Annotated in this window: 22 protein-coding genes; 7 read left to right on the top strand and 15 right to left on the bottom strand. The window is 69.0% G+C overall.

Going from position 1 to position 22,147, the window contains the following annotated elements; genetic code table 11:
- Nucleotides 1-3 precede the first annotated feature (3 nt).
- The 4 genes from MTY59_RS11575 to ssd form a co-directional block, all read right to left on the bottom strand.
- Entirely contained in the window at nucleotides 4-597 is a 594-nt protein-coding gene (locus MTY59_RS11575; RefSeq protein WP_221046392.1) for a type II secretion system F family protein, read from the bottom strand.
- Nucleotides 598-658: 61 nt separating this feature from the next.
- Complete coding sequence (locus tag MTY59_RS11570; RefSeq protein ID WP_221045759.1) at nucleotides 659-1,456, bottom strand: type II secretion system F family protein; 798 nt, start codon at nucleotides 1,454-1,456, stop codon at nucleotides 659-661.
- The gene (locus MTY59_RS11565; protein ID WP_221045758.1) at nucleotides 1,453-2,616 is read right to left on the bottom strand and encodes a TadA family conjugal transfer-associated ATPase; all 1,164 of its coding nucleotides are present in this window, start codon (nucleotides 2,614-2,616) and stop codon (nucleotides 1,453-1,455) included. Before MTY59_RS11565 ends, MTY59_RS11570 begins: the two co-directional genes overlap by 4 nt.
- A complete protein-coding gene (gene ssd, locus MTY59_RS11560) occupies nucleotides 2,613-3,665 on the bottom strand; it encodes a septum site-determining protein Ssd (RefSeq protein WP_221046391.1) in 1,053 nt (350 codons plus the stop codon). Before ssd ends, MTY59_RS11565 begins: the two co-directional genes overlap by 4 nt.
- A gap of 494 nt (nucleotides 3,666-4,159) precedes the next feature.
- On the opposite strand from ssd, the gene MTY59_RS11555 reads away from it, so the two are divergent.
- Nucleotides 4,160-5,017, top strand: coding sequence for an HAD-IB family hydrolase (locus MTY59_RS11555; RefSeq protein WP_221045757.1), 858 nt, complete (start codon nucleotides 4,160-4,162; stop codon nucleotides 5,015-5,017).
- Nucleotides 5,018-5,478: 461 nt separating this feature from the next.
- Here the strand turns inward: MTY59_RS11555 and MTY59_RS11550 are convergent, their stop codons facing one another.
- Genes MTY59_RS11550 through MTY59_RS11530 form a run of 5 tightly spaced genes read right to left on the bottom strand, consistent with a single transcriptional unit; the run spans nucleotide 5,479 to nucleotide 11,331 of the window.
- On the bottom strand, nucleotides 5,479-6,237 hold the full coding sequence (locus MTY59_RS11550) for a Fic family protein (RefSeq protein ID WP_221045756.1): 759 nt from the start codon (nucleotides 6,235-6,237) through the stop codon (nucleotides 5,479-5,481).
- Nucleotides 6,238-6,241: 4 nt separating this feature from the next.
- The gene (locus MTY59_RS11545) at nucleotides 6,242-7,861 is read right to left on the bottom strand and encodes a dipeptide ABC transporter ATP-binding protein (RefSeq protein WP_221045755.1); all 1,620 of its coding nucleotides are present in this window, start codon (nucleotides 7,859-7,861) and stop codon (nucleotides 6,242-6,244) included.
- Nucleotides 7,862-7,908: 47 nt separating this feature from the next.
- Nucleotides 7,909-8,772 carry an ABC transporter permease gene (locus MTY59_RS11540; RefSeq protein ID WP_221045754.1) on the bottom strand — a complete coding sequence of 288 codons (864 nt, stop codon included), beginning with the start codon at nucleotides 8,770-8,772 and terminating at the stop codon, nucleotides 7,909-7,911.
- On the bottom strand, nucleotides 8,765-9,691 hold the full coding sequence (locus tag MTY59_RS11535; protein ID WP_221045753.1) for an ABC transporter permease: 927 nt from the start codon (nucleotides 9,689-9,691) through the stop codon (nucleotides 8,765-8,767). The genes MTY59_RS11540 and MTY59_RS11535 overlap by 8 nt, the downstream gene beginning before the upstream one ends.
- Before the next feature lie 2 nt (nucleotides 9,692-9,693).
- Complete coding sequence (locus tag MTY59_RS11530; protein WP_221045752.1) at nucleotides 9,694-11,331, bottom strand: peptide ABC transporter substrate-binding protein; 1,638 nt, start codon at nucleotides 11,329-11,331, stop codon at nucleotides 9,694-9,696.
- A gap of 74 nt (nucleotides 11,332-11,405) precedes the next feature.
- Between MTY59_RS11530 and MTY59_RS11525 the strand changes: the two genes are divergently transcribed.
- Nucleotides 11,406-12,203: a hypothetical protein gene (locus tag MTY59_RS11525; RefSeq protein WP_221045751.1), complete on the top strand. Its 798-nt coding sequence runs from the start codon at nucleotides 11,406-11,408 to the stop codon at nucleotides 12,201-12,203.
- Nucleotides 12,204-12,208: 5 nt separating this feature from the next.
- Here the strand turns inward: MTY59_RS11525 and MTY59_RS11520 are convergent, their stop codons facing one another.
- Nucleotides 12,209-12,751, bottom strand: coding sequence for a DUF4232 domain-containing protein (locus MTY59_RS11520; protein ID WP_221045750.1), 543 nt, complete (start codon nucleotides 12,749-12,751; stop codon nucleotides 12,209-12,211).
- Between the two features lie 137 nt (nucleotides 12,752-12,888).
- Here MTY59_RS11520 and acs point away from each other — a divergent pair, with 137 nt between their 5' ends.
- Entirely contained in the window at nucleotides 12,889-14,838 is a 1,950-nt protein-coding gene (gene acs, locus MTY59_RS11515; protein ID WP_221045749.1) for an acetate--CoA ligase, read from the top strand.
- Nucleotides 14,839-14,851: 13 nt separating this feature from the next.
- Here acs and MTY59_RS11510 read toward each other — a convergent pair whose 3' ends face one another.
- Entirely contained in the window at nucleotides 14,852-15,550 is a 699-nt protein-coding gene (locus tag MTY59_RS11510) for a S1 family peptidase (RefSeq protein ID WP_221045748.1), read from the bottom strand.
- A gap of 251 nt (nucleotides 15,551-15,801) precedes the next feature.
- On the opposite strand from MTY59_RS11510, the gene MTY59_RS11505 reads away from it, so the two are divergent.
- Together MTY59_RS11505 and MTY59_RS11500 are read left to right on the top strand one after the other, a co-directional pair.
- Entirely contained in the window at nucleotides 15,802-16,344 is a 543-nt protein-coding gene (locus MTY59_RS11505; protein WP_221045747.1) for a phage holin family protein, read from the top strand.
- Nucleotides 16,345-17,304, top strand: coding sequence for an alpha/beta fold hydrolase (locus tag MTY59_RS11500; protein WP_221045746.1), 960 nt, complete (start codon nucleotides 16,345-16,347; stop codon nucleotides 17,302-17,304).
- A 10-nt stretch (nucleotides 17,305-17,314) separates the two neighbouring features.
- On the opposite strand, the gene marP is transcribed toward MTY59_RS11500, so the two are convergent.
- The 4 genes from marP to nth are packed head-to-tail and all read right to left on the bottom strand — an operon-like array spanning nucleotide 17,315 to nucleotide 20,727.
- The gene (gene marP, locus MTY59_RS11495; protein ID WP_221046390.1) at nucleotides 17,315-18,508 is read right to left on the bottom strand and encodes an acid resistance serine protease MarP; all 1,194 of its coding nucleotides are present in this window, start codon (nucleotides 18,506-18,508) and stop codon (nucleotides 17,315-17,317) included.
- A 5-nt stretch (nucleotides 18,509-18,513) separates the two neighbouring features.
- Nucleotides 18,514-19,329 (bottom strand): NUDIX hydrolase, encoded by an 816-nt coding sequence (locus MTY59_RS11490; RefSeq protein WP_221045745.1) that lies wholly within the window; start codon nucleotides 19,327-19,329, stop codon nucleotides 18,514-18,516.
- A gap of 29 nt (nucleotides 19,330-19,358) precedes the next feature.
- Nucleotides 19,359-20,015, bottom strand: coding sequence for a TlpA family protein disulfide reductase (locus MTY59_RS11485; protein ID WP_221045744.1), 657 nt, complete (start codon nucleotides 20,013-20,015; stop codon nucleotides 19,359-19,361).
- Nucleotides 20,016-20,046: 31 nt separating this feature from the next.
- Complete coding sequence (gene nth / locus MTY59_RS11480; RefSeq protein WP_221045743.1) at nucleotides 20,047-20,727, bottom strand: endonuclease III; 681 nt, start codon at nucleotides 20,725-20,727, stop codon at nucleotides 20,047-20,049.
- Between the two features lie 173 nt (nucleotides 20,728-20,900).
- Between nth and MTY59_RS11475 the strand changes: the two genes are divergently transcribed.
- Both MTY59_RS11475 and crp read left to right on the top strand, forming a co-directional pair.
- On the top strand, nucleotides 20,901-21,296 hold the full coding sequence (locus tag MTY59_RS11475) for a hypothetical protein (protein WP_250160805.1): 396 nt from the start codon (nucleotides 20,901-20,903) through the stop codon (nucleotides 21,294-21,296).
- A gap of 103 nt (nucleotides 21,297-21,399) precedes the next feature.
- Entirely contained in the window at nucleotides 21,400-22,074 is a 675-nt protein-coding gene (crp, locus tag MTY59_RS11470; protein ID WP_036465140.1) for a cAMP-activated global transcriptional regulator CRP, read from the top strand.
- Nucleotides 22,075-22,147: the final 73 nt, after the last annotated feature.

Below are 22,147 nucleotides of genomic sequence, written 5' to 3'. Positions count from 1 at the left end.
GTTTCACAGCAGGCCCGACTGCAAGACATCGCCGGCCAGACCGGCTACCACCGGGACGATGCCCAGGCAGATGAACGCCGGCAGGAAGCACAGGCCCAACGGACCGGCGATCAGCACGCCGGCGCGCTCGGCCGCGGCCGTCGCCGCGTGCGCGGCGTCGTGGCGGGACTCCTCGGCCAGCTCGGTGACGCCGCCGGCCAGCGCCGCGCCCGAGGACGCCGAACGCCTGGCCAACCGCAGCAGCGCGTCGATCTGCGGATCGGCCGCGTTCTGCGGACCGGGCGGAATAGACCATGCGACAGCGGGATCGGCACCGAGCGCGAGCAGGTCGGCCGCGCGGCGCAACACCCTGGCCAACTGCGGCGGTGCCGCCGGGGCCGCCGCCGCGGCGGCCGTCGACACGGCCATGCCCGCCGCCATGCACACGGCCAGCACGTCCAGACAGGAGGCGACCGCCAGCGGGTCCGGCCCGCGCGACGGTGCCTGTCCGCGCGGCCGTCGACCGCCAGGCATCGGCGTTCCGGCGCGGCCGCGCACCAGCGAGGGACCGGGGCCGACCCACAGCGCTGCGGCCAGCAGCACCGCCACGACGTTCATGTGCCCCTCCTCCTCATCGCTTCGCTCTGCATCGTCGACGGCGTGGTTCATGCGCCGCCCCTCACGACGCCACCCGCTCGGCGATGCGATCCGCCCACAGCAGCCCGACACAGGCCAGCGTCGACCCGACGAGCAACAGCCACCCGCCCGCGTGCCCACCCAGCAAGAAGCGCAGTGGCCGGGCCCCGATCAGCTGACCCAGCAGCACCCCCAGCACCGGCAGAGCGGCCAGGATCGTCGCGGTGGCCCGCGCGCCGGCCATGCTCGACGCGACGCGAGCCGAGAACCGTTGCCGCTCAGCGATGTCGCGCTGTGCGGCGCGCATCAGGGTGGCTATACCCAGCCCGTTGTCGCTGGCCAGCCGCCAGCACAGCGCGAGCCGCTCCCAGTGCTCGGGCAGCGCAGAGCCGCGGGCCGCGGCGGCCAGGCCGGCCGCGACGTCGGCTCCCAGCCGGGCCCGCGCCGCCACCGAACGCAGCGACACCGCAACCGCGCCGGCGGTGTCGTCGGCGGCGACGCCGAAGGCGCGCACCGGGTGCGAGCCGGCCCGCAACTCACCGACCAGCACCTCGAGCGCGGATTGCAGCGCGTCGCCCTCAGCTGTGGCACGCCGGATGCTTTGCCGGCGCCGATATCGCAGACCCGCGGTCGCGCCCACCACCGCCAGGCACAGGGCGGTGGTCAACGGCAGCAGGACAACGGCCAGGCAGCCGACACCCGCGGCGACGCAACCCGCCTCACGAGGTCCGACGGCCGGGAGCCGTCGGCGTCGTGAGGCCGACAGGCGTCGTCGCGGCGGGGGCCGAACGACGATGAGCGCCAGCGACAACGGCAGCGCGCCGGCCAGCGCGTCGCTCATGCCGGCATCCGGCTGCGCAGCAGGCGCTGTAGCTGCGGGGCGGCATCCGTCATTCCCCGATCCGCATGCCACACGGTGACCGCGCGCACCCGGCCGTGATCGTTTCGCAGCGCGGCGATTTCGGCCAGCCGCCGCCGGCCGGTGCGGTCGCGTTCGACGTGCAGCAGCACCTGCACGGCGGCGGCGAGTTGGCTGTGCAGCGCGGCACGGTCGAGGCCGCCGAGCGCACCCAATGCCTCCAGGCGGGCTGGCACCTCACCGGGGCTGTTGGCGTGCACCGTGCCCGCGCCGCCGTCGTGGCCGGTGTTCAGCGCGGCCAGCAGGTCCACGACTTCGGCGCCCCTGACCTCTCCGACCACGATGCGGTCGGGCCGCATGCGCAGCGCCTGCCGGACCAGTTCGCGTACCGGAACCTCGCCGACGCCTTCGACGTTGGCGCGCCGCGCGACCAGCTTCACCAGGTGCGGGTGCCGCGGCGCCAGCTCCGCGGCATCCTCGACGCAGACGATCCGTTCGCCCGGCGGCACGGCACCCAGCATCGCGGCGAGCAGTGTGGTCTTGCCGGCGCCGGTGCCACCGCTGACCAGAAACGCCAGCCGGGCGCCGATGATGTGGCTGACCAGCGCGGCGGCCGCGGGCTCGATCGCGCCGGCGGCGGTCAGGGCCGCCAGATCCTGGCTGGCGGGCCGCAGGACGCGCAGCGACAGGCAGGTACCCGCGGCCGCCACCGGCGGCAGCACCGCGTGCAGCCGCACCGCGAACCCTCCGGCGCCGATGCCGGTCAGCTCGCCGTCGACCCAGGGCTGCGCGTCGTCCAGGCGTCGGCCGGCGGCCAGCGCCAGCCGCTGCGCCAACCGCCGCACCGCCGCCTCGTCGGGGAAGCGAATCTCGGTGCGTCGCAGGGCGGTGCCGTCGTCGACCCACACCGCATCCGGTGCGGTGACCAACACGTCGGTCGTCCCGTCCGCGCAGAGCAGCGGATCGAGGATGCCGGCACCGGTGAGCTCCGTCTGCAGCACCCGCAGGTTGGCCAGCACCTCGGTGTCGCCGAGCATCCCGCCGGACTCGGCCCTGATCGCGGCGGCCACCACGGCCGGCCCCAGCGGGCCGGCCTCGCCGGCCAACCGCTCACGGACCCGTTCTATCAGCGAACCGCTCACGCCGCCTTGCCGTTCCGCCGCGGCCCGGCGGGCGGAAGCACGCCGAGCACTTGTCGGGCCGCAGCAGCGAGCGCCGAGCGCCGCCCTAACCGCAGGCCGCCGCGGTCGACCTGCTCGGCGAGCTGCGGCTGCGCCCTGATCGTGGCCAACAGCGGCAGGCCGGCGATGTCGGCGATCTCGGCCGGCCGCAATCCGGCGGGCGACGGCCCCCGCACCACCAGGCCGATGTTGGGATTGATGGACGCCAGGACCGGCGCCAGCGCCCCGGTCGCCGCGCAGGCCCGCACGTCACAGCGGCTGACGACCACGACCAGGTCGGCCGCGCTCAGCGCGGCCTGGGCGGCGTCGGTGAGACGACGGGGAAGGTCGCAGATGACGCTGACCGCGCCGCGCCGGCCGGCGTCGATGATGGCGTGCACCGGCCCGGCGTCCAGCTCGTAACCGCGCCGGGTGCCGGACAGCACGCTCACCCCGCGGTGCCGTGGCAGCGCGTCGCGGACGGCCGACCAGTTCAGCCGTCCGTCCTGTAACGCCAGATCCGGCCAGCGCAGCCCCGGCGCGCTTTCGCCGCCCAGCGACAAGTCGAGGCCGCCACCCCAGGGGTCGAGGTCCACCAACAACGCGTCCGTGGCGGCCTGGGCCAGGGCGACCGCGAGCAGGGACGCGCCCGCCCCGCCGCAGCCCCCGATGACGGCGACCGCGTGGCCGCGCGCGCCGTCGTCTCGCGACGATTCGGCGGCCTCGGCAAGCGCGCGGACCAAATCCGCTTCCTGCCCCGGCACCCGCAACACGTGCGCGGCGCCGACCCCCACGGCGGCCGCCCACGTCGTCGTCTCCGGTTCGGCGACCGACAGCACGGTCACGTGATCGCGGCGCGGCAGCGCCCATCGCCCGCAGCGCGCCGCCGCCCGCGCGTCCAGCACGACGGCCGCGGCCGCCGCCCAACTCTTGCGGCTGACCGGAGAACCGTCACCGGCATGCACCACTCGGACACCGGCGGCGGCCGCCACCCGGTCCAACTCGGCGCGCATGTCGGGCTCCGCCAGCATCGCCAACACACCCGCGGATCCCGTCGCGTCAACTCTGGAGCTGCTAGCCACCCGACCACTCTGCGGGGCCGTGACCTTGGCACAACAGTCCCAAATGCGAATTTGTGGATAGAGACGCGAGTGTGCACAAACGCGTCGCGAGGGCACGCCGCCAGCGACTACGGACACACTTTCCCGCAACCCACCCCGGAGCCGAGCCCGGCGCCCTGCGGCGAGAAAAAACTGACCGTAGAAAGGGGACGACCCCCGCCAGGGGGGGAGGAGGCGAGGGTCGTCGTGTATCAGCCCCGGGGGGTCGGGCTGATACACCCTCGGCCGAGGCCGAGTAATGCTTACTATACACATGCCAAGCCGGACTAACGCAAGACATCATTTCCTTAAAAAATAAGCTTGAGCCGCGTAAACACCGCCTCGTTCGCCCCCCGAACCGCCCTGAGCGGCCATTTTCGGTACGGGATCGCGGCGTCGCGGGACTGTCGACCTATGCTGGGTCGGTGACCGTCTTCGACCCCACCGCGGAGCAGTCAGCCGCGGAGCAATCAGCGGCCAGCACCGCTCCGCATGCCCGAACGGCGGCCTTCTTCGACCTGGACAAGACGATCATCGCCAAGTCCAGCACCCTTGCGTTCAGCAAACCGTTTTTCAACCAGGGCCTGCTCAACCGCCGCGCCGTGCTCAAGTCCAGCTACGCGCAGTTCATCTACCTGCTCTCCGGTGCCGATCATGACCAGATGGATCGGATGCGCGCCCACATGACCAACATGTGCACCGGCTGGGACGTCGAACAGGTCAAGTCGATCGTCAACGAGACGCTGCACGACATCGTGACCCCGTTGGTGTTCGCAGAGGCGGCCGACCTGATCGCCGCCCACAAGTTGTGCGGGCGCGACGTCGTGGTGGTGTCGGCCTCCGGCGAGGAAATCGTCGCCCCCATCGCCCGGGCCCTCGGTGCCACCCACGCGATGGCAACTCGAATGGTCGTCGAGGACGGTCGGTACACCGGCGAGATCGCGTTCTACTGCTACGGCGAGGGCAAGGTGCAGGCGATCCGCGAGCTCGCCGCGCGCGAGGGCTACCCGCTGGAACACTGCTACGCCTACTCCGACTCGATCACCGATCTGCCGATGCTCGAATCCGTCGGCCACCCCAGCGTGGTCAATCCCGACCGCGGGCTGCGCCGCGAAGCCGTCGAACGCGGTTGGCCCGTGATGTCCTTCTCCCGCCCGGTGTCGCTGCGTGACCGCATCCCGGCGCCCTCCGGTGCGGCGATCGCCACGACGGCCGCGGTGGGGATCAGCGCCCTGGCCGCCGGCGCGGTCACCTATTCGTTGTTGCGCCGCTACGCGTTCTGAGCACCGCGGCAGGCGACAGCAAACTCGTTAAACGCGCAATCCAAAATGGATTCGGCGCCATTTCGCGAATTGCCCTTGCTGTGCTAGGGGTCTAGTAGTACAAAGGAACCACGGAAGCCCGGTGAGGCCAAGATCGATCCGGAAGAGAAGGTTCGTTCTCCCGACCCGGGCGCCCAGCACGGTGCTCGGCACCCACGCGGAGTCATAGCCGCGAAAATGGCAGAAGTGTTGCGGGCCTGCGAAATTGCGAAAATGCCGAAGGTATTGACGACCCTTTGGGTGGGGTTGCAACCGTAAGCGTCGTGAGTTCGCCGAGGCCAACCCACGCAGCCTAGAGATGCACGCTTGGTAACCGAGCCCCGTGCTAGCGGGCGGCGGACCGAACATTCGGAACGTCGCCCGCTCTACATTTTTCCGGCCAATTTCCGGTGCCCTTTGCCGGTCTTCGGTCACCGCTTCAGCTACCGGTTCGACATCGAGTCCGCGATCGACACGGCCTCTTGCGCACCGGCTTTCATCGCCCGGCAACACAGCACCAACCAGGCCCCCACGCCCTGCGGCGTGCCGTCGGCGAATCCCTGCGCGGCATCGCGATACGCGGCGGGTTGGCGCATCCAGCTGACCTCGGGCACACCCAACCCGTGTGGGTCCAGCCCGCTGGCGATGGTCACCAATCTGGACACCGCGCGCGCCACCACGCCGTCGGAGCTGCCGAACGGTTTGAGCGTCAGCAGTTCGCCGTGGGCGACGGCGGCAAGCACCGGCGCCGGCACCCGGGTGCGTCCGTTCACCAAGTCCCCCAACAACTCCAGTCGCGGACCCACCCCGGCGTCCGCACGTGGGCGACCCAACCGCTCGTCGTCGACCTGCTCCGCCGCGGCCAGGACGTGCAGGCGGGCCAGTGCCTGCAGCGGCGCCCGTCGCCAGATGGCGACGACGGGACCTTCGCCGCCCTCCAGCGCCTGGGCCACGCGCAGCGCCCCGGCGAACACCGGATCACTGATCTGCCCCGCGTCGGCCAGATCCTCCAGCCGGACGGGGCCACCGTCGAGCACCGACGACGCGCGCGCCGCCCGCAGCGCCGCCTCGGCGGCCGTCACCGGCCAGCCACGCAGGTTGGCGCGGTGGCGGTGGGCACGCCCCAGCGCGTCGCGGGCGCGGTCACTGGCCTCGGCGACGCCGGGCAGCTCCATCAGGGGGGCCAGCGGATCTGCTGTCACAACTTCACAACCTATCCCCGTCGTAGTTCGGCTCATGAGGGATGGCGTCCAGCAACTGCCGGGTGTAGTCGTGCCCGGGGTCGGTGAACAGCCGCTCGGTGGGCGCGTGCTCCACGACGCGGCCCGCCCGCATCACCAGGACGTCGTCCGCGATCTGCCGGATCACCGCCAGGTCGTGGCTGATGAACAGGTAGGCCAGGCCCAGTTCGGCCTGCAGCTCGGCCAGCAAGTCGAGGATCTGCGCCTGCACCAGCACGTCGAGCGCCGACACCGCCTCGTCGCAGATCAGCACCTCGGGCCGCAGCGCCAAGGCCCGCGCGATCGCGACACGCTGACGTTGGCCGCCCGAGAGCTCGCGGGGCAACCTGGTCAGCACCGACGCCGACAGCGCCACCTGGTCGACGAGTTCGCGCACGGTGTTCGCACGGTGCCTGCGGTCGCCCACCCGGTGGATACGCAGCGGTTCCTCGATGGCGCGGAACACCGAGTACATGGGGTCCAGGCTGCTGTACGGATTCTGGAAGACCGGTTGCACGCGCCGGCGAAACGCCATCATCGTGTCCCGGTCGGCCGCGTCGGAGATTTGCGTCCCGTCGAAAACCACTGTGCCCGAGGTGGGTTGGAGCAGACCGAGCGCCATGCGGGCCACCGTCGACTTTCCCGAGCCTGATTCGCCGACGACGGCGAGGGTGCGGGCGCGCTGCAGCCGGAACGACACCGCGTCGACCGCGCGAAACTCGCCACGCCGCCACGGTGCGCCGTGCGAATCCCGGTAGACCTTGGTGAGCTCCGAGGCGACCAGGATGTCGTCGCTTCGGGTGGGCGTTCGCCGGCTCACACGCGTCAGCGACGGAGCCGCGGCCACCAACCGCTGGGTGTACTCGTGTTGTGGCTCACGCAGAATAGTTTGGGCGGCACCGGTTTCCACCACGACGCCGCGGTGGACGACGACGACGCGCTCCGCCCGTTCGGCGGCCAGCGCCAGATCGTGTGTGATCAGCAGTAGCGCCGTGCCCAGTTCGTCGGTGAGCCGCTGCAGATGGTCGAGGACCTGACGCTGCACCGTGACGTCGAGCGCTGACGTCGGCTCGTCGGCGATCAGCAGCTGCGGACGACCTGCCAACCCGATGGCGATCAGCGCGCGCTGGCACATCCCGCCCGATAATTGGTGCGGGTAATTGCCCGCCTGCTTCGCCGGATCCGGCATACCGGCCTGGGCGAGCAGCTCCACCGCGCGTTGCCGAGTACGATGACTAGAAGTGTTGGCCCGCAACGCTTCTCGTATCTGAAAGCCAACCTTCCACACGGGGTTGAGGTTGGTCATCGGGTCTTGCGGCACGTAGCCGATGCGACGCCCCCTGATCGAGCGCAGCAGACGACGATCAGCCGAGGTTATATCGATCCCGTCAAACGTGATGCGGCCGCCCGTTATTCGACCCCCCGGGGGGAGCAGCCCGAGGATCGCGGCGGCCGTGGTGGATTTCCCGGATCCCGACTCGCCGACCACGGCGACGGTCTGGCCGCGCAGGACGCTCAGATCCACTCCGGCCACCGCGGGGGCGTGGTCGCCGAACCTGACCTGAAGGCCCTCGACGGTCAACAGCGGCGCTTCCCCGACGGTCATTTTGCGCCGCTCCTCCTCATCGCTGCGCTCTGCATCGTCCCCGGTACTCATGCGCGCCTGGCCCGCGAGGCCGGATCCAGGGCGTCGCGCAGCGCATCGCCCATCATCATGAACGCGAGCACGGTCATCGCCAGCGCGCCGGCGGGATAGAACAGGATCGGCGATCCGGCCCGCAGCCGCGTCTGGGCCAGGTTGATGTCGCCGCCCCACGACACCACCGAGGTCGGCAGACCGACACCGAGGTAGGACAGCGTGGCCTCGGTGACGATGAAGGCACCCAGCGCGATTGTGGACATCGCGATCACCGGTCCCACCGCGTTGGGCAGCGCGTGCCGGAGCAGCGTTTGAAACCTGCTCATTCCCAGCGCTTTAGCCGCGAGCACATAGTCGCTGCCCCGCACCTCCAGCACCGCGCCACGGGCGATCCTGGCTATCTGCGGCCAGCCGAACAGGGCCAGGATCGCGATCACCGTCCACACCGTGCGATGGTGCAGCACCTGCATGAGCACGATCGCGGCCAGCAGCAGCGGCAGCCCGAAGAAGATGTCGGTGACGCGGGAGATGACGGCGTCGAGCCAACCCCCGTAGAAGCCGGCGAACGCGCCCAACACCCCGCCGACGACGAACACCAGCAGCGTGGCGCCCAACCCGACCGTCACCGACGCCCGCGCCCCGTAGATGGTGCGCGCGTAGATGTCGTGGCCCTGTAGGTCGGTGCCGAACCAGTGCGCTGCCGACGGGCTGCGCAGGCTTTGGCCCGGATCGGCATAGCCGGGGTCGGCGTGGGTGAACAACCCGGGAAACAGTGCGACGAGCAGGATTAGGAGGATCAGCACGGCGGCGACGACGAACTTCGGACGGCGGTGCAGCTTTCGCCAGGTTTCACCCCAGAAGCCAGAGTGCTCAGCCATAGCGGATCCTCGGGTCCAGCGCCGCGTAGAGCAGGTCCACCATCAGATTGGTGACCAGATAAATCAGCACCAGCACCGTCACGATGGAGACCACCGTGGGCGCCTCTTGCCGGGTGACGGCCTGATAGAGCACACCGCCCACGCCGTGAATGTTGAAAATGCCTTCGGTCACGATGGCCCCGCCCATCAGCGCGCCCAGGTCGGCGCCCAGGAACGTCACGACCGGGATCAGCGAGTTGCGCAGGATGTGCACGGTCACCACCCGTGGTCGTGACAGCCCCTTGGCGGTGGCGGTGCGCACATAGTCGGCGTGCGCGTTGGCGGCCACCGCCGATCGGGTCAGCCGGACGATGTAGGCGAATGAGACTGAGCCCAAGACGATTCCGGGGAGCAGCAGGCGCCCGAAGGTTGCCCGTTCGCCGACGGTGACCGGTGCGATGCCCAGCTTGACCCCGAACAGGAATTGGGCCAGGAAGCCCAGCACGAAGATCGGGATCGCGATGATGATCAGTCCGGCGATCAGCACCGTGGCATCGAAGAATCCGCCCTGGCGCAGCCCGGAAATCACACCGAACCCCACGCCCAGCACCGCCTCGACGACCAGGGCGATCAAGGCGAGCCGGAGCGTGACCGGAAACGCATGTGCGAGAACGGCACTGACCGGCAAGCCGGAATAGGCGCGGCCCAGGTCGCCGTGCGCAACGCCGCCCAGGTAGCGCAGGTACTGCACGATGAAGGGATCGTCGAGGTGATAGCGAGCGCGCAGCGCGGCGGCCACGGCCGGAGTCAGCGGGCGATCGCCTGCGATGGCGGCCAGCGGGTCGCCGGGCAACAGGAAGACCATGCCGTAGATCAGCAGGGTGGCGCCCAGGAAGACGGGCACCATGACGGCGATCCTGCGTGCGATGTACCAACCCATGTTCACGCCTTGACGATGTTCTCGTAGTCGGGCAGCCCGTTCCAGGTGACCTTGACCGCGCTGACCTCCGGCGACCATCCGACCACGGCGATGTAGTACCACAGCGGCACGGCGGGCATGTCGTGCAACAAGATTCGCTGCGCGATGTTGACCAGCGCGTCGGCCTGCCGTAGGTCGGCAGCCGCCTCGGCGGCGGCCAGCCCGGCGTCGAATTCGGGGCTGGAATATCCGACGTCGTTGGATCCCGCACCGGTGGCGTACAGCGGGGCGAGGAATTCGATCATCGACGGGTAGTCGCCCATCCAGCCGGCCCGGAACGCGGTGTCGATGGTGCGGTTGGTGATCTGGGTGCGAAACCCGGCGAAGGTCGGCTGCGGCGCACCGACGGCATCGATGCCCAGCACGTTCTTGATGCTGTTGGCCACCGCGTCCACCCACTCCTGATGGCCGCTGTCGGCGTTGTAGGCGATGGCGTAGCGCCCGGTCCACGGCGAGATCGCGTTGGCCTGGGCCCAGAGCTGTTGTGCCCGTTCGGGGTTGAAGTCCAGTGCCTCGCTGCCCGGGATGTTCGGATCGAATCCGGGCAACGAGCTGGCGGTGAAGTCACGGGCCGGGCTGCGGGTGTTGTTGAAAATCTGCTGACAGATCTGCGGGCGGTTGATGGCCGCCGACAACGCCAGCCGGCGCAGCCTGCCTTCCTCACCCCCGAAGTGCGGCAGCCGCAGCGGCGTGTCGACGGACTGGCTGACGGCGACGGGCCCGCGGGCGGCGTTGCCGCCCAGGTCGCGCTGGTAGATCGTCAACGCGCTGGACGGGATCGTGTCCAGCACATCGAGGTTGCCGGACAGCAGGTCGGAGTAGGCGGTGTCGAGGTTCGAGTAGAACTCGAACCTCAGCCCCTTGTTGTGTGGCTTACGGTTGCCGCGGTAATCGGGGTTGGGCCGCAGGTCGATTCGGACGTTGTGCTCCCACGCGGGCCCGTCGGGACCGTCGGCGAGTTGGTACGGGCCGTCGCCGATCGGGTGCTGTCCGAAGGCGCTCATGTCCCGAAAAGCCGCCTGCGGCAACGGATAGAACGCGCTGTGCCCCAGTCGCAGTTTGAAGTCGATGGTGGGACCTTTCAGCCGGACGGTGAACTCCCGGTCGTTGATCACCCGTAGGCCGGACATGGTGGTGGCCGTCGGCTTGCCGTCGCCGGCCAGCCCTGCGACAGCGTCGTACCCGTCGATGGGGCTGAAAAAGCTTTGCTGCAGTTGGGCGTTGGTGCTCAGCGCGCCGTAGTTCCATGCGTCGACGAAGGAATGGGCCGTCACCGGCGAACCGTCGGTGAACGTCCAGCCGGGTTTGAGGACGATCCGGTAGTTGACGTTGTCGGTGGTGTCGACCGATTGGGCGACCTCCGGCGACGGATTGCCGGCGGCGTCATACGACATCAGCCCGGCGAAGAGCCGATCGAGGATCCGGCCACCCTGGCTGTCGTTGGTGCCGGTGGGAATCAGGGGGTTCGGCGGTTCCCCGCCGTTGACCACCACCAGATCCGGGCTCAGCGCGCCGCCACCGCAACCGGCCAGCGCGGCGATCGCCAGCATCGCGGCGGCAACCGGGGCCAGCAAGGCCACCGGGGTCCGCATCCGACGCATGACACCCGACCCTAGGGCCTGAAGTCGCGCGACGGTGAAGTGCCGGTACGGGTTAGCCAATTTAGAATCCAGCCGTGACCGTCACATTGCTCGCCGCGGAGGGAACCGCGTTTGGGGCGGGTCGCTTGATGTTCTCGCTCGGTGTGCCCGCAATCGGATTGGTTTGCCTGGTCATTGGGCTGGTGGAGCGCTCGCGCGGCCGTCGACGGGCTTCCGCCTACCCGCCGCCGCAGTATCCGCCTGGCTTTCCGGTCAACCCCGGTTATCTTTACCCGCCACCGCCGGGCTATCCGGTTCCGCCCTATCAGGCCTATCCGGGTCCCGCGGCCGGCTATCCGCCGCGGCCGCGGACGCCGAAGTCGGCTACCACGCTCATCACCATCGGTGTTGTGCTGCTCGTCCTGGGCATCCTCGGCAACGCAGTGCGGGTCCTGTCCGGGCATGGAGCCGATGCCATGCTGAGGGTGGGCCAATGCATAACCGAAAGCGATTACGCGGCAAACCATTACGATCTGCCCGGGAACGGCGGCTGCACCGACCCGGCGAACACCTACGAACTCGCGTTCAAGGGGACTGCCTCGGACACCTGCCCTGACGGCAAACGCGAGCACTCGATCTATGAGCGCACCCGCAACCGCTCGACGACCCTGTGCTTCATGATCAACCTGCGGCAGGACCAGTGCTACCAGGTGATCCGCGACGGTGAAGCCGTGAGCATGAAACCGGACGACTGCAACGAATCAAGCCCGCTGCACGTGAGAGTCAGTCAGCGCATCGACGGCAGCTCGGACAAAACGCAGTGCCCGCCCGACAGCAGGGGCATCGCCTACCCCGTCCCCGCGCGGGTCTATTGCCTGGTAAGAGCCGACTGAGTCGCTCAGACCGCGGTGATCGGGTGCACCTGCAGCGCGCAGGCGTCGATGGTCGCCGACACGGTCACCACGTTGGTGGTGTCCGGCGGATTGACGATCAGGTCGGTATAGGTGGGGCACGGCTTGCCGTCGGCGTCCACGGCGGTGCCTTCGACGATGGCCTGCCCCTGGGTCGATATCGACAGGATGACCGTCGGCGGCTCACTGGCGCCGGCCGCCAGGCCGCCCATGTATCCCCGCAGCGTGGGCTGGGCATGAATCAACGGTCCGCCCGCACCCGAGTCCACCCCGGCGTAGCCGGTGAGCGTGCACGGGTCGGCGCCGCCCGCGAGGCTGAACATCAGGGTCAGCGCGCGATGCCCGACGGCGGCCTCGGCGGGCGAGGCGGTGACGGCGATCTGGTCCGACCAGCACGGCGTCGGCGCCTCGGCGTTGTCGGCGGGCATGGCCGATGCGGGCCACCCCAGCGCGGTGGCCGCCGCGAAGATCGTTGCGGCCCCGGCAAAGCTGGGGATTAGTCGGCGGATGCCCCGCCCATGACCCGGCACACGGGTGATTATCCGGCATCAGGGCACACTTTGACCCCGGATTTGCGCGCGCGGCTACCCCTCGCACAGCTACACCTCACCCGGCTAGGCTCGCAGTCGGCCACTCCAACGGCGCAGTCTCGACACAGGAGAACCCAGTGACCGCCACCAATACCGCAGGTCCGTCGTACCCGCCGCCGGCGCAATTCGCCGAGCAGGCCAATGCCGGCGAGGAGCTGTACCGCGAAGTCGAGCAGGATCGACTCGCCTTCTGGGCCAAGCAGGCCAATCGGCTGTCGTGGGCGACGCCGTTCACCGAGGTGCTGGACTGGTCGCAGGCACCATTCGCCAAGTGGTTCGCCGACGGCCAGCTCAACGTGGCCTACAACTGCGTGGACCGCCACGTGGAGGCCGGGCACGGGGATCGGGTCGCCATCCACTGGGAGGGCGAACCCGTCGGCGAGAGTCGCAGCTTGACCTATTCCGATCTGCAAGCCGAGGTGTGCAAAGCCGCCAACGCGCTGACCGATCTCGGTCTGGTCGCCGGCGACCGGGTCGCGATCTATCTGCCGCTGATCCCCGAAGCGGTGATCGCGATGCTGGCCTGCGCGCGGCTGGGCCTGATGCACAGCGTGGTGTTCGCCGGCTTCACTGCCAAGGCGTTGCAGGCCCGAATCGCCGACGCGCAGGCCAAGTTGCTCATCACCAGCGACGGCCAGTTCCGCCGCGGCAAGCCGGCGCCCCTGAAGGACGCGGCCGACGAGGCCGTCAAAGGCGCCGACAGCCCCGTCGAACATGTTCTTGTGGTGCGGCGCACCGGAATTGAGGTGTCCTGGAACGACGACCGCGACCTGTGGTGGCACGACGTCGTCGACGCCGCCTCCGCCGAACACACCCCGGAGCCCTTCGACGCGGAGCAGCCGCTGTTCCTGCTGTACACCTCAGGAACCACCGGTAAGCCCAAGGGCATCGTGCACACCAGCGGCGGCTATCTGACCCACGCCGCCTACACCCACTACTACGTCTTCGACATCAAGGCCGAAACCGATGTGTTCTGGTGCACCGCCGACATCGGCTGGGTCACCGGACACACCTACGGCGTGTACGGTCCGCTGGCCAACGGCGTCACCGAGGTTCTCTACGAGGGCACGCCCGACTCACCCAGCCAGCACCGGCATTTCGAGATCATCGAAAAGTACGGTGTGACAATCTATTACACCGCACCCACGCTGATTCGCACGTTCATGAAGTGGGGACGCGAGATCCCGGACGCACACGACCTGTCCAGCCTGAGGCTGCTGGGTTCGGTGGGCGAACCGATCAACCCAGAGGCCTGGCGGTGGTACCGCAAGGTGATCGGCGCCGACAAGCTCCCGGTCGTCGACACCTGGTGGCAGACCGAGACGGGCGCCACGATGATCTCCCCGCTGCCGGGAGTCGCTGCGGCCAAACCGGGTTCGGCGATGAGGGCGCTGCCGGGCATCTCGGCCAAAATCGTCGACGACCACGGCGAGCAACTGGTGCCGGGCATCCACAAGGGCGAGCACGTCACCGGCTACCTGGTATTGGACCAGCCGTGGCCGTCCATGCTGCGCGGCATCTGGGGCGATCCCGAGCGATACGTCGAAACCTACTGGTCCCGGTTCGCCGAGCAGGGCTGGTATTTCGCCGGTGACAGCGCTTATTACGACCGCGACGGTGACATCTGGGTGGTGGGCCGCATCGACGACGTCATGAACGTCTCGGGACACCGGCTGTCCACCGCCGAGGTGGAGTCGGCGCTGGTCGGCCACGTCGCGGTAGCCGAGGCGGCGGTGGTCGGGGCTACCGATTCGACCACCGGCCAGGCCATCTGCGCGTTCGTCGTCTTGTGCGCGGATTACCAAGTGCACGACGGGATCGTCGACGAGTTGCGCGTTGAGGTGGCCCGGGAGATCTCACCCATCGCCCGCCCGCGCGAGGTGCACGTGGTGCCCGAACTACCCAAGACCCGCAGCGGCAAGATCATGCGCCGACTGCTGCGCGACATCGCCGAAAACCGCGAACTGGGTGACACGTCGACGCTGCTGGATCCTGGCGTCTTCGACGCGATCAGGGCGGCGAAGTAGTCGCTGCCGCCGGTCAGCCCGGCAGCGGGCTGAACCCCGCACCCGGCCGATGTTTTGCGTTGATGTCGGCGAGGGCGGCGTTGAATGACACCACCACCGCCGGGGTGTGCAGCGGGATGTACTTGATGATGCACGTCGGCAGGTTGTCGCTGAATGCGCCGTGAATCATGCCGACCAGCAGGTTGTTGACGGTGACCGGCGCCCCGGAGTCACCCGGCTGGCCGCACACCTGCATGACGATCGTGCCCGGGTCCTGCCCCGGTCCCCAGGTGACGCCGCACGAATTGCCCGTGGTTCGGCCCTGTTTGCAGGCGATCTGGCCGAAGGCCGGGTCCGGTCCGATGCCGTTGATCACAAAGCCGTTGTAGTTGGCCACCGGTGTCACCTTGGCCGGGTCGAACTTGATCACCGCGTAGTCCAGGTTGTCGTTGCCCGAAACCATGGTGCCCAATACGCCCGCGTTCTCGGCGCCCTCGGCCGACACCTGCGCTCCCGGGCCGCCGCAGTGCGCGGAGGTGAAGCCGATCAGCTCACCGGCCGCATCGCCACCGATTGTGGTCAGGGTGCACATCGTGTCGCCGTTGATGACGATGCCCGCCCCACCACCCATCGGGATCCGGACGTCAGCGGCGGCGGCGCGCGCAAACGAACCCATCGCGGCCACGAGCAGGGTAACCATCGCCACCAGGAAGCATCGGTGCGCCCTCCGCACAGCCCCACTCCTATCGGTAGGCCGGACATCGCGACCGGCTTGGCCGAGTGTAATCGGCCAGGATGTGATGTTCGCGCTCTGGAAGCGCCTTGGCCCCGCGTCGTCGCCGACCGCCTTCTGGCCGAACCGAACTGGCCGTCGGGCGCTCGAACCTGCGGCGCGGTACTCGTCTGGCTTCGTCTATCCGGGCGCCGCATGGCAACATAAACCGCGATGACGCCGAGCCGGGTGACGACGAAAGAGGACCGTCTGTGAGCAAAGCCGATGGCAAGAACGGTGTGCCCAGCACCCTGACCACGATCCCGTTGACCGACCCGCATGCCAAACCCGCCGAGCCGTCGATCGGTGATCTGATCAAAGACGCGACCACCCAGGTCTCCACGCTCGTGCGCGCCGAAGTCGAACTGGCCCGCGCCGAAATTACCCGGGACGTCAAAAAGGGTCTCACCGGCAGCGTCTTCTTCATCGCCGCGCTGGTGGTGCTGTTCTACTCCACCTTCTTTTTCTTCTTCTTCCTCGCCGAGTTGCTGGACACCTGGCTGTGGCGCTGGGTTTCGTTCCTGATCGTGTTCGGGATCATGGTGGTGGTCGGCGCCGTGCTGGCCCTGTTCGGCTTCCTCAAGGTGCGCCGGATCCGGGGACCGCGCGAGACGATTGAATCGGTCAAGGAGACGCGCAGCGCGCTGACGCCGGGCCACGACAAGGGCCCCGGCGGTGCCAAGGCCCTCCCCGAGCCCCACGGCAAGCACGCGAAGCCCGGTAACGGCGCTGCCGGCGATCCATCGGGTTGGTAGATGGCGCCGCCGGATCCGTCGGTAACCCGCATCGACGGGCCGTGGCGCCATCTCGATGTGCACGCCAATGGCATCCGCTTCCACGTCGTCGAGGCGCTGAGCGAGGCCGGCGACCCGCCCGCGACGGCGCGCCCACTGGTGATGCTGCTGCACGGTTTCGGATCGTTCTGGTGGTCCTGGCGTCATCAACTGCGCGGATTACGCGGCGCGCGAGTGGTCGCCGTCGACCGGCGCGGCTACGGCGGCAGCGATAAGCCGCCCCGCGGCTACGACGGCTGGACGATGGCCGGCGACACTGCCGGACTCATTCGGGCGCTGGGGCATTCCTCGGCCACCCTGGTGGGCCACGCCGACGGCGGGCTGGCGTGCTGGGCCACCGCCTTGCTGCATCCGCGGCTGGTGTCGGCGATCGCGCTGATCAGTGCACCGCACCCGGCCGCGGTGCGGCGATCGACGTTGACGCGACGAGACCAGCGTTATGCGCTGTTGCCCACACTGCTGCAATACCAACTACCGTTGTGGCCCGAGCGCGTGTTGACCCGGGACGACGGCGCCGAGATCGAGCGCCTGGTCCGCAGTCGCAGCAGCGGCAAATGGCTTGCCTCCGAAGACTTCTCCGAAACCATCGGCCACCTGCGGACGGCGATTCAGATCCCGGCGGCCGCGCACAGCGCACTCGAATACCAGCGCTGGGCGGCGCGCAGCCAACTGCGCGATGAGGGCCGGCGCTTCATGAAGTCGATGAGCCAGCAGCTCAGCGTGCCGCTGTTACACCTGCGCGGCGAAGCGGATCCGTACGTGCTGGCCGACCCGGTCGAGCGTACGCGGCGCTACGCGCCGCAGGGCCGCTACGTATCCATCGCGGGCGCAGGGCATTTCAGCCACGAAGAGGCCCCCGAGGAAATCAACCGGCACCTGACGAAATTCCTCGAACAGGTGCACCTGACCCGAGCCGGCTGAGCGCGCCCGCTCAACCGACGCAGGAGCCGGTGCCGACCAGCTGGGTGTCACCGATCCTGGACAGCTGACTGGCAACCTCATCGGCCGTCAACACGAATCCGGTGTCGGGATCGTCGACCGCCGCGCCGAACACCACACCGAGCACGTGCCCGTCGAGGTCGATCAACGGCCCACCCGAATTGCCTTGCTCCACACTGGCTCTGATGGTGTAGACGTCACGGGTGACCGGGGCCGGATCCCGATAGATGTCGGGCCCGCTCAGCTTGATCAGCTCGCGAATCCTGGCCGGGGTGGCGGTGAAGTTACCGCCACCGGGATAACCGAGGACTACCACGCTGGCACCGGTTTTCGCGTCGCCCTGCGCGAAAGCCAGTGGGGGCGGGGGCAAACCGGGGACGGCCAGGATCGCGATGTCTACCGCCGGATCGTAGGACACCACCGTGGCGTCCAGCGGACTGCCGCTGGCATAGATCTGCACGCTGTTGGATCCGGCCACCACGTGCGCATTAGTCATCACCCGGTCGGGCGCGATCACGAATCCGCTGCCCTCCAACACTTTCTGGCAGCTGGGGGCCAGGCTGCGCACCTTGACCACGCTGGGCGCGGTGGCCTGCACCACCGGGTTGCCGGCCAGCTCGGGATCGGGTGAGGCGACGGGAATGACCGGGGTGCGGCTGAACGGCTCCAGCACCGCGGGCAGACCGGAGGTGTTCAGCAACGCGGACAGTCGCTTGGGCACCGTCTTGAGCCAGGGCGGCGCAACGTCGTTGACCTGAGCCAACACTCGCGAACCGCGGACCGCGGCGGCCAGTTCCGGCTGGTCCTTGGACTGGGTCAGCGGTGTCGCCAACAACCACGCCGCAGTCAGCACCACGACCAGCTGGACCGCCACCCCGATCACCGAGTCGACCGTTCGGATCGAACGGCTACGGATCGCGCCGCGCACCGCACGTCCCAGCACCACACCGGCGACCTCGCCGATGACGACCAGCGCGAGGATCAAAAACAGTGCGGCAAACAATTTCGCCCGCGGCGCCGCGATGTGGCTGACCAGGTGGGGCGCCAGCAGCACGCCCGCGATCGCGCCGAGCAACACGCCGACGAACGACAACAACGAGCCCAGCGCGCCCGACCTCCAGCCCGAGATCGCGGCGATGAACGCGACCGCCAGGACGGCGACGTCCAGCCACTGCGACGGGGTCATGGAATTCATCGAGATCCGCTCCCGTCGCCGACCAGCGCCATCGCCGCGTCCAACTCCCGCTCGTCGGTGGTGTCCCACGGCTGGGCCCAGCCGGCGACGTCGAGCAGCGCAGAAATCACTTGGCCGGTGAATCCCCAGACCAGCATCTCGTTGAGCAGGAACGCCGGACCGGCCCATCGGCGGCCGAGATCGCCGCGGTACACCATCAGCCGGTTGTCCGGGTTGATGAAGGCGCGCACCGGAACTCGCGCGACGATCGCCGTTTCCGCCTCGTTGACGACGGCCACCGGGCCGGGATCCGGCGAGTAGGCCAGCACCGGCACGACGTGAAACTGCGACGGCGCGATGAACATCTTTTCCATCGTTGCCAAGGGGTAGAGCCTGCTGACGTCGATGCCGGTTTCCTCGCGGGCCTCGCGCAACGCGGTATCGATCGGGCCGTCGTCGGTGGGATCGGCGGCACCGCCGGGAAACGCCGCCTGGCCGGCGTGGTGGCGCAGGGTCGACGCCCGCACGGTGACCAGCAGGTCGGCGTCGTCGGGTAAACCGCCGTCGGGTGCGCCGGATTCCGGACCGGAGAACAACACCAGCACCGCGGCTTCGCGGCTCGCGCCGCGCAGCGTCGCCACCGCCGAGGCGGCCTTGCTGGTGATCATCGCCAGCACGTCGGCCGGCAGGCGGCGCCGGGCCGCGTCGGGCACGTCATCGACGTGGTCGACCAGCGGACGCAGCCAGGACGGGCAGGCGTCAGGCCTCAGCGGAACGGACCCGCGCGGGGGGGCGGGGTCCCCACTCCGCAGGGGCGAACCCCCAGCACTCACGGCCCCTCCAGTCGGTTCAATTTTTCCGCTTATCCCCTGTCGTTACCGATCGCGGCCGCGATCTCATCGGCAGTGGTGAAAGCTCGTGGCAGCGTTTGGGCAACGCTACCGTCCGGCCGCAGGACCACCGTCGCGGGCATCACATTTACCACCCGCAGCGCGGCGGCAACCCGGCGACGACCGTCCTGCAGGGTCGGCAACCGCACCCCGAGCTCGGCCAGCCGCAGCAGCGCCGCGGTCTCGTTCTCGTCTTGATGCACCGTCACCACCGTCACGTCCGAACCGGCCCGACGTTGATACTCGGCCATGGCGGGCAGTTCGGCCGCGCACGGCGCGCACCAATATGCCCACAGGTTGAGGACCACCCGGCGACCGGCCAGCGCGCGGGCGACGTCGACCAGGGAACCGTCGGCGGCGCAGTCGGCCGTCACCCCGCGCAGCGCGGCGGGACCGTCGCCGGTTCCGGCGCCGGGGCACGGCGACAGGTTGGCGCGCTGCCGCGGGCCCGCCAGCGCGGCCGGCGTGTCGGCGTCGCGGTGTTCCCGGTCGGCCACCGGCTGGTCGCTCGCGGGCGTCGGCGTCGAGGCGGACTCGTCGCGCAGCTGGGCGACCAGCGCCACGATCATCGCCGCGACCACCGCCAGAATCGCGATGTGCCAGCGAGCCTTCCGGGTCAGCGTCGGCATGCGGTCCCTGCGCGTCGGTCGCGGGGCGGGCTTACAGCCCGGCCAGCGCGAGCAGGTGCTCGGTCTCCGGGCCCTTCACCAGGGGCGCGGCCAACGCCGGTTCGGTGGGGCCGAGGCCGAAGGAGGGGCAGTCTTTGGCGATCAGGCAGACGCCGCACGCCGGTTTGCGCGCGTGGCAGACCCGGCGGCCGTGGAAGATCACCCGGTGGCTCAGCATGGTCCACTCGCCACGTTCGATGAGCTCACCGACGGAGTGCTCGATCTTGACCGCATCGTTGTCCTCGGTCCAGCGCCACCGGTGCACCAGCCGCGTGAAATGGGTGTCAACCGTGATGCCGGGGACGCCGAAGGCGTTTCCCAGGATGACGTTGGCAGTCTTGCGTCCGACCCCGGGCAGGGTGACCAGTTCGGCCATGGTCGACGGCACGTCGCCGTCGAAGCGTTCGACCAGGGCCTGCCCCAAGCCGATCAGCGAGGACGCCTTGTTGCGGAAAAATCCGGTTGGCCGGATCAGGTTTTCCAGCTCGGCGCGATCCGCCTGGGCGTAGTCCAGCGCCGATGGGTACCGCTTGAACAGTGCCGGCGTCGTCAGATTGACCCGCTTATCGGTGCTCTGCGCCGAAAGGATTGTGGCCACCGTCAATTCGAGCGGCGTGGTGAAGTCCAGCTCGCAGTGAGCGTCCGGAAACGCTTGTGCCAGAGCACGATTCATGCGTCGCGCCCGCCGCACCAAGCCGACTCGAGTTTCCTCGGACCAGCGTCGGGCATCACCGCCGCCGGCCGGGACCGGAGTCGATTTCGAACGCCCGGACGACTTAGCCGCTGTCACCTACGACAGAGTACTGATTTCGTGATCTTGCCGAGACCCCGAGTTGATTCCAGGCGATGTTTACTCTTCGTGTGTCGTGGTTGCTGGTGGCCGGTATTCCGGCGCTGCTGATGCTGGCGGCGCTGGGACTAGGGCGGCTCGAGTCCGAGCTCGCGCCCGGCGCCGTGGCGGTGGCCGACGTCGACGAATTCCTGGAGCGTGCCGGCGGGGTGGACATGCACACGCTGGCCTCCGAGGGCATGCCCGAAGCGCTGGAATACCTGCATCGGCGCGAGCTTGCGCAGCTGTCCGAGGCCCCGGCTAACGGGCGCGGCGGCGGACCGCGTCACGCCGCGCCGTCGTTTTCCGTCAGCTTCGTCGACCGCGATGAGATGACCTTGCCGACCCGGATCCACGGCCAAACGCACGTCAATCCGCAGTTTAGGGCACCTCGACACGCCAATCGTGTGTAGCGTTGGCACGTTAGACACAACGGCGTTCCTCTAGACTCGTCACGCGAGCAAGGGGTTAGCCTGCCCGTATCACATTAATTTTTGGGAAAGTTGAAGAGGCAACGTGGACGAGATCCTGGCAAGGGCAGGAATCTTCCAAGGGGTTGAACCCGGCGCAGTCACAGCGCTGACCAAGCAGCTGCAACCCGTCGACTTCCCCCGCGGACACACGGTCTTCGCCGAGGGGGAACCCGGCGATCGGCTGTACATCATCGTCTCGGGGAAGGTGAAGATCGGTCGCCGCTCGCCCGACGGACGCGAGAACCTGCTGACCATCATGGGCCCCTCGGACATGTTCGGCGAGCTGTCGATCTTCGACCCGGGTCCGCGGACGTCCAGCGCCACCACCATCACCGAGGTGCGCGCGGTGTCGATGGACCGCGACGCGCTGCGCGCGTGGATCGCCGATCGTCCCGAGATCGCCGAGCAGTTGTTGCGGGTGCTGGCCCGACGGCTGCGTCGCACCAACAACAACCTGGCCGACCTCATCTTCACCGACGTCCCCGGCCGGGTGGCCAAGCAGCTGCTGCAGCTCGCTCAGCGGTTCGGCACCCAGGAGGGCGGCGCCATGCGGGTCACCCACGACCTGACGCAGGAAGAGATCGCGCAGCTGGTCGGGGCGTCCCGGGAAACGGTGAACAAGGCGCTGGCCGACTTCGCCCACCGCGGCTGGATCCGCCTGGAGGGCAAGAGCGTGCTGATCTCGGACTCCGAGCGGCTGGCCCGCCGAGCGAGGTAAGCGCGCGCGTAGCGCGGGCGCAACCGAGCGAGACATCCGACCCCGAGCGAGGTAAGCGCGCGCGTTCGGCCGG

The sequence above is a fragment of the Mycobacterium senriense genome (genome assembly GCF_019668465.1).
Lineage (GTDB): Bacteria > Actinomycetota > Actinomycetes > Mycobacteriales > Mycobacteriaceae > Mycobacterium > Mycobacterium senriense.
Note: the sequence above shows the minus strand (reverse complement) of the source record. Positions and strands in the feature narration are given on the sequence as shown.

Excerpts from the sequence above, each read along its gene's own strand:
- MTY59_RS11575 (WP_221046392.1), bottom strand. The coding sequence starts at position 597 with ATGAACGTCGTGGCGGTGCTGCTGGCCGCAGCGCTGTGGGTCGGCCCC.
- MTY59_RS11570 (WP_221045759.1), bottom strand. The coding sequence starts at position 1,456 with ATGAGCGACGCGCTGGCCGGCGCGCTGCCGTTGTCGCTGGCGCTCATC.
- ssd (WP_221046391.1), bottom strand. The coding sequence starts at position 3,665 with ATGCTGGCGGAGCCCGACATGCGCGCCGAGTTGGACCGGGTGGCGGCC.
- MTY59_RS11545 (WP_221045755.1), bottom strand. The coding sequence starts at position 7,861 with ATGACCGTCGGGGAAGCGCCGCTGTTGACCGTCGAGGGCCTTCAGGTC.
- MTY59_RS11540 (WP_221045754.1), bottom strand. The coding sequence starts at position 8,772 with ATGGCTGAGCACTCTGGCTTCTGGGGTGAAACCTGGCGAAAGCTGCAC.
- MTY59_RS11535 (WP_221045753.1), bottom strand. The coding sequence starts at position 9,691 with ATGGGTTGGTACATCGCACGCAGGATCGCCGTCATGGTGCCCGTCTTC.
- MTY59_RS11530 (WP_221045752.1), bottom strand. The coding sequence starts at position 11,331 with ATGCGTCGGATGCGGACCCCGGTGGCCTTGCTGGCCCCGGTTGCCGCC.
- MTY59_RS11500 (WP_221045746.1), top strand. The coding sequence starts at position 16,345 with ATGGCGCCGCCGGATCCGTCGGTAACCCGCATCGACGGGCCGTGGCGC.
- marP (WP_221046390.1), bottom strand. The coding sequence starts at position 18,508 with ATGACCCCGTCGCAGTGGCTGGACGTCGCCGTCCTGGCGGTCGCGTTC.
- MTY59_RS11485 (WP_221045744.1), bottom strand. The coding sequence starts at position 20,015 with ATGCCGACGCTGACCCGGAAGGCTCGCTGGCACATCGCGATTCTGGCG.
- nth (WP_221045743.1), bottom strand. The coding sequence starts at position 20,727 with ATGAATCGTGCTCTGGCACAAGCGTTTCCGGACGCTCACTGCGAGCTG.
- MTY59_RS11475 (WP_250160805.1), top strand. The coding sequence starts at position 20,901 with ATGTTTACTCTTCGTGTGTCGTGGTTGCTGGTGGCCGGTATTCCGGCG.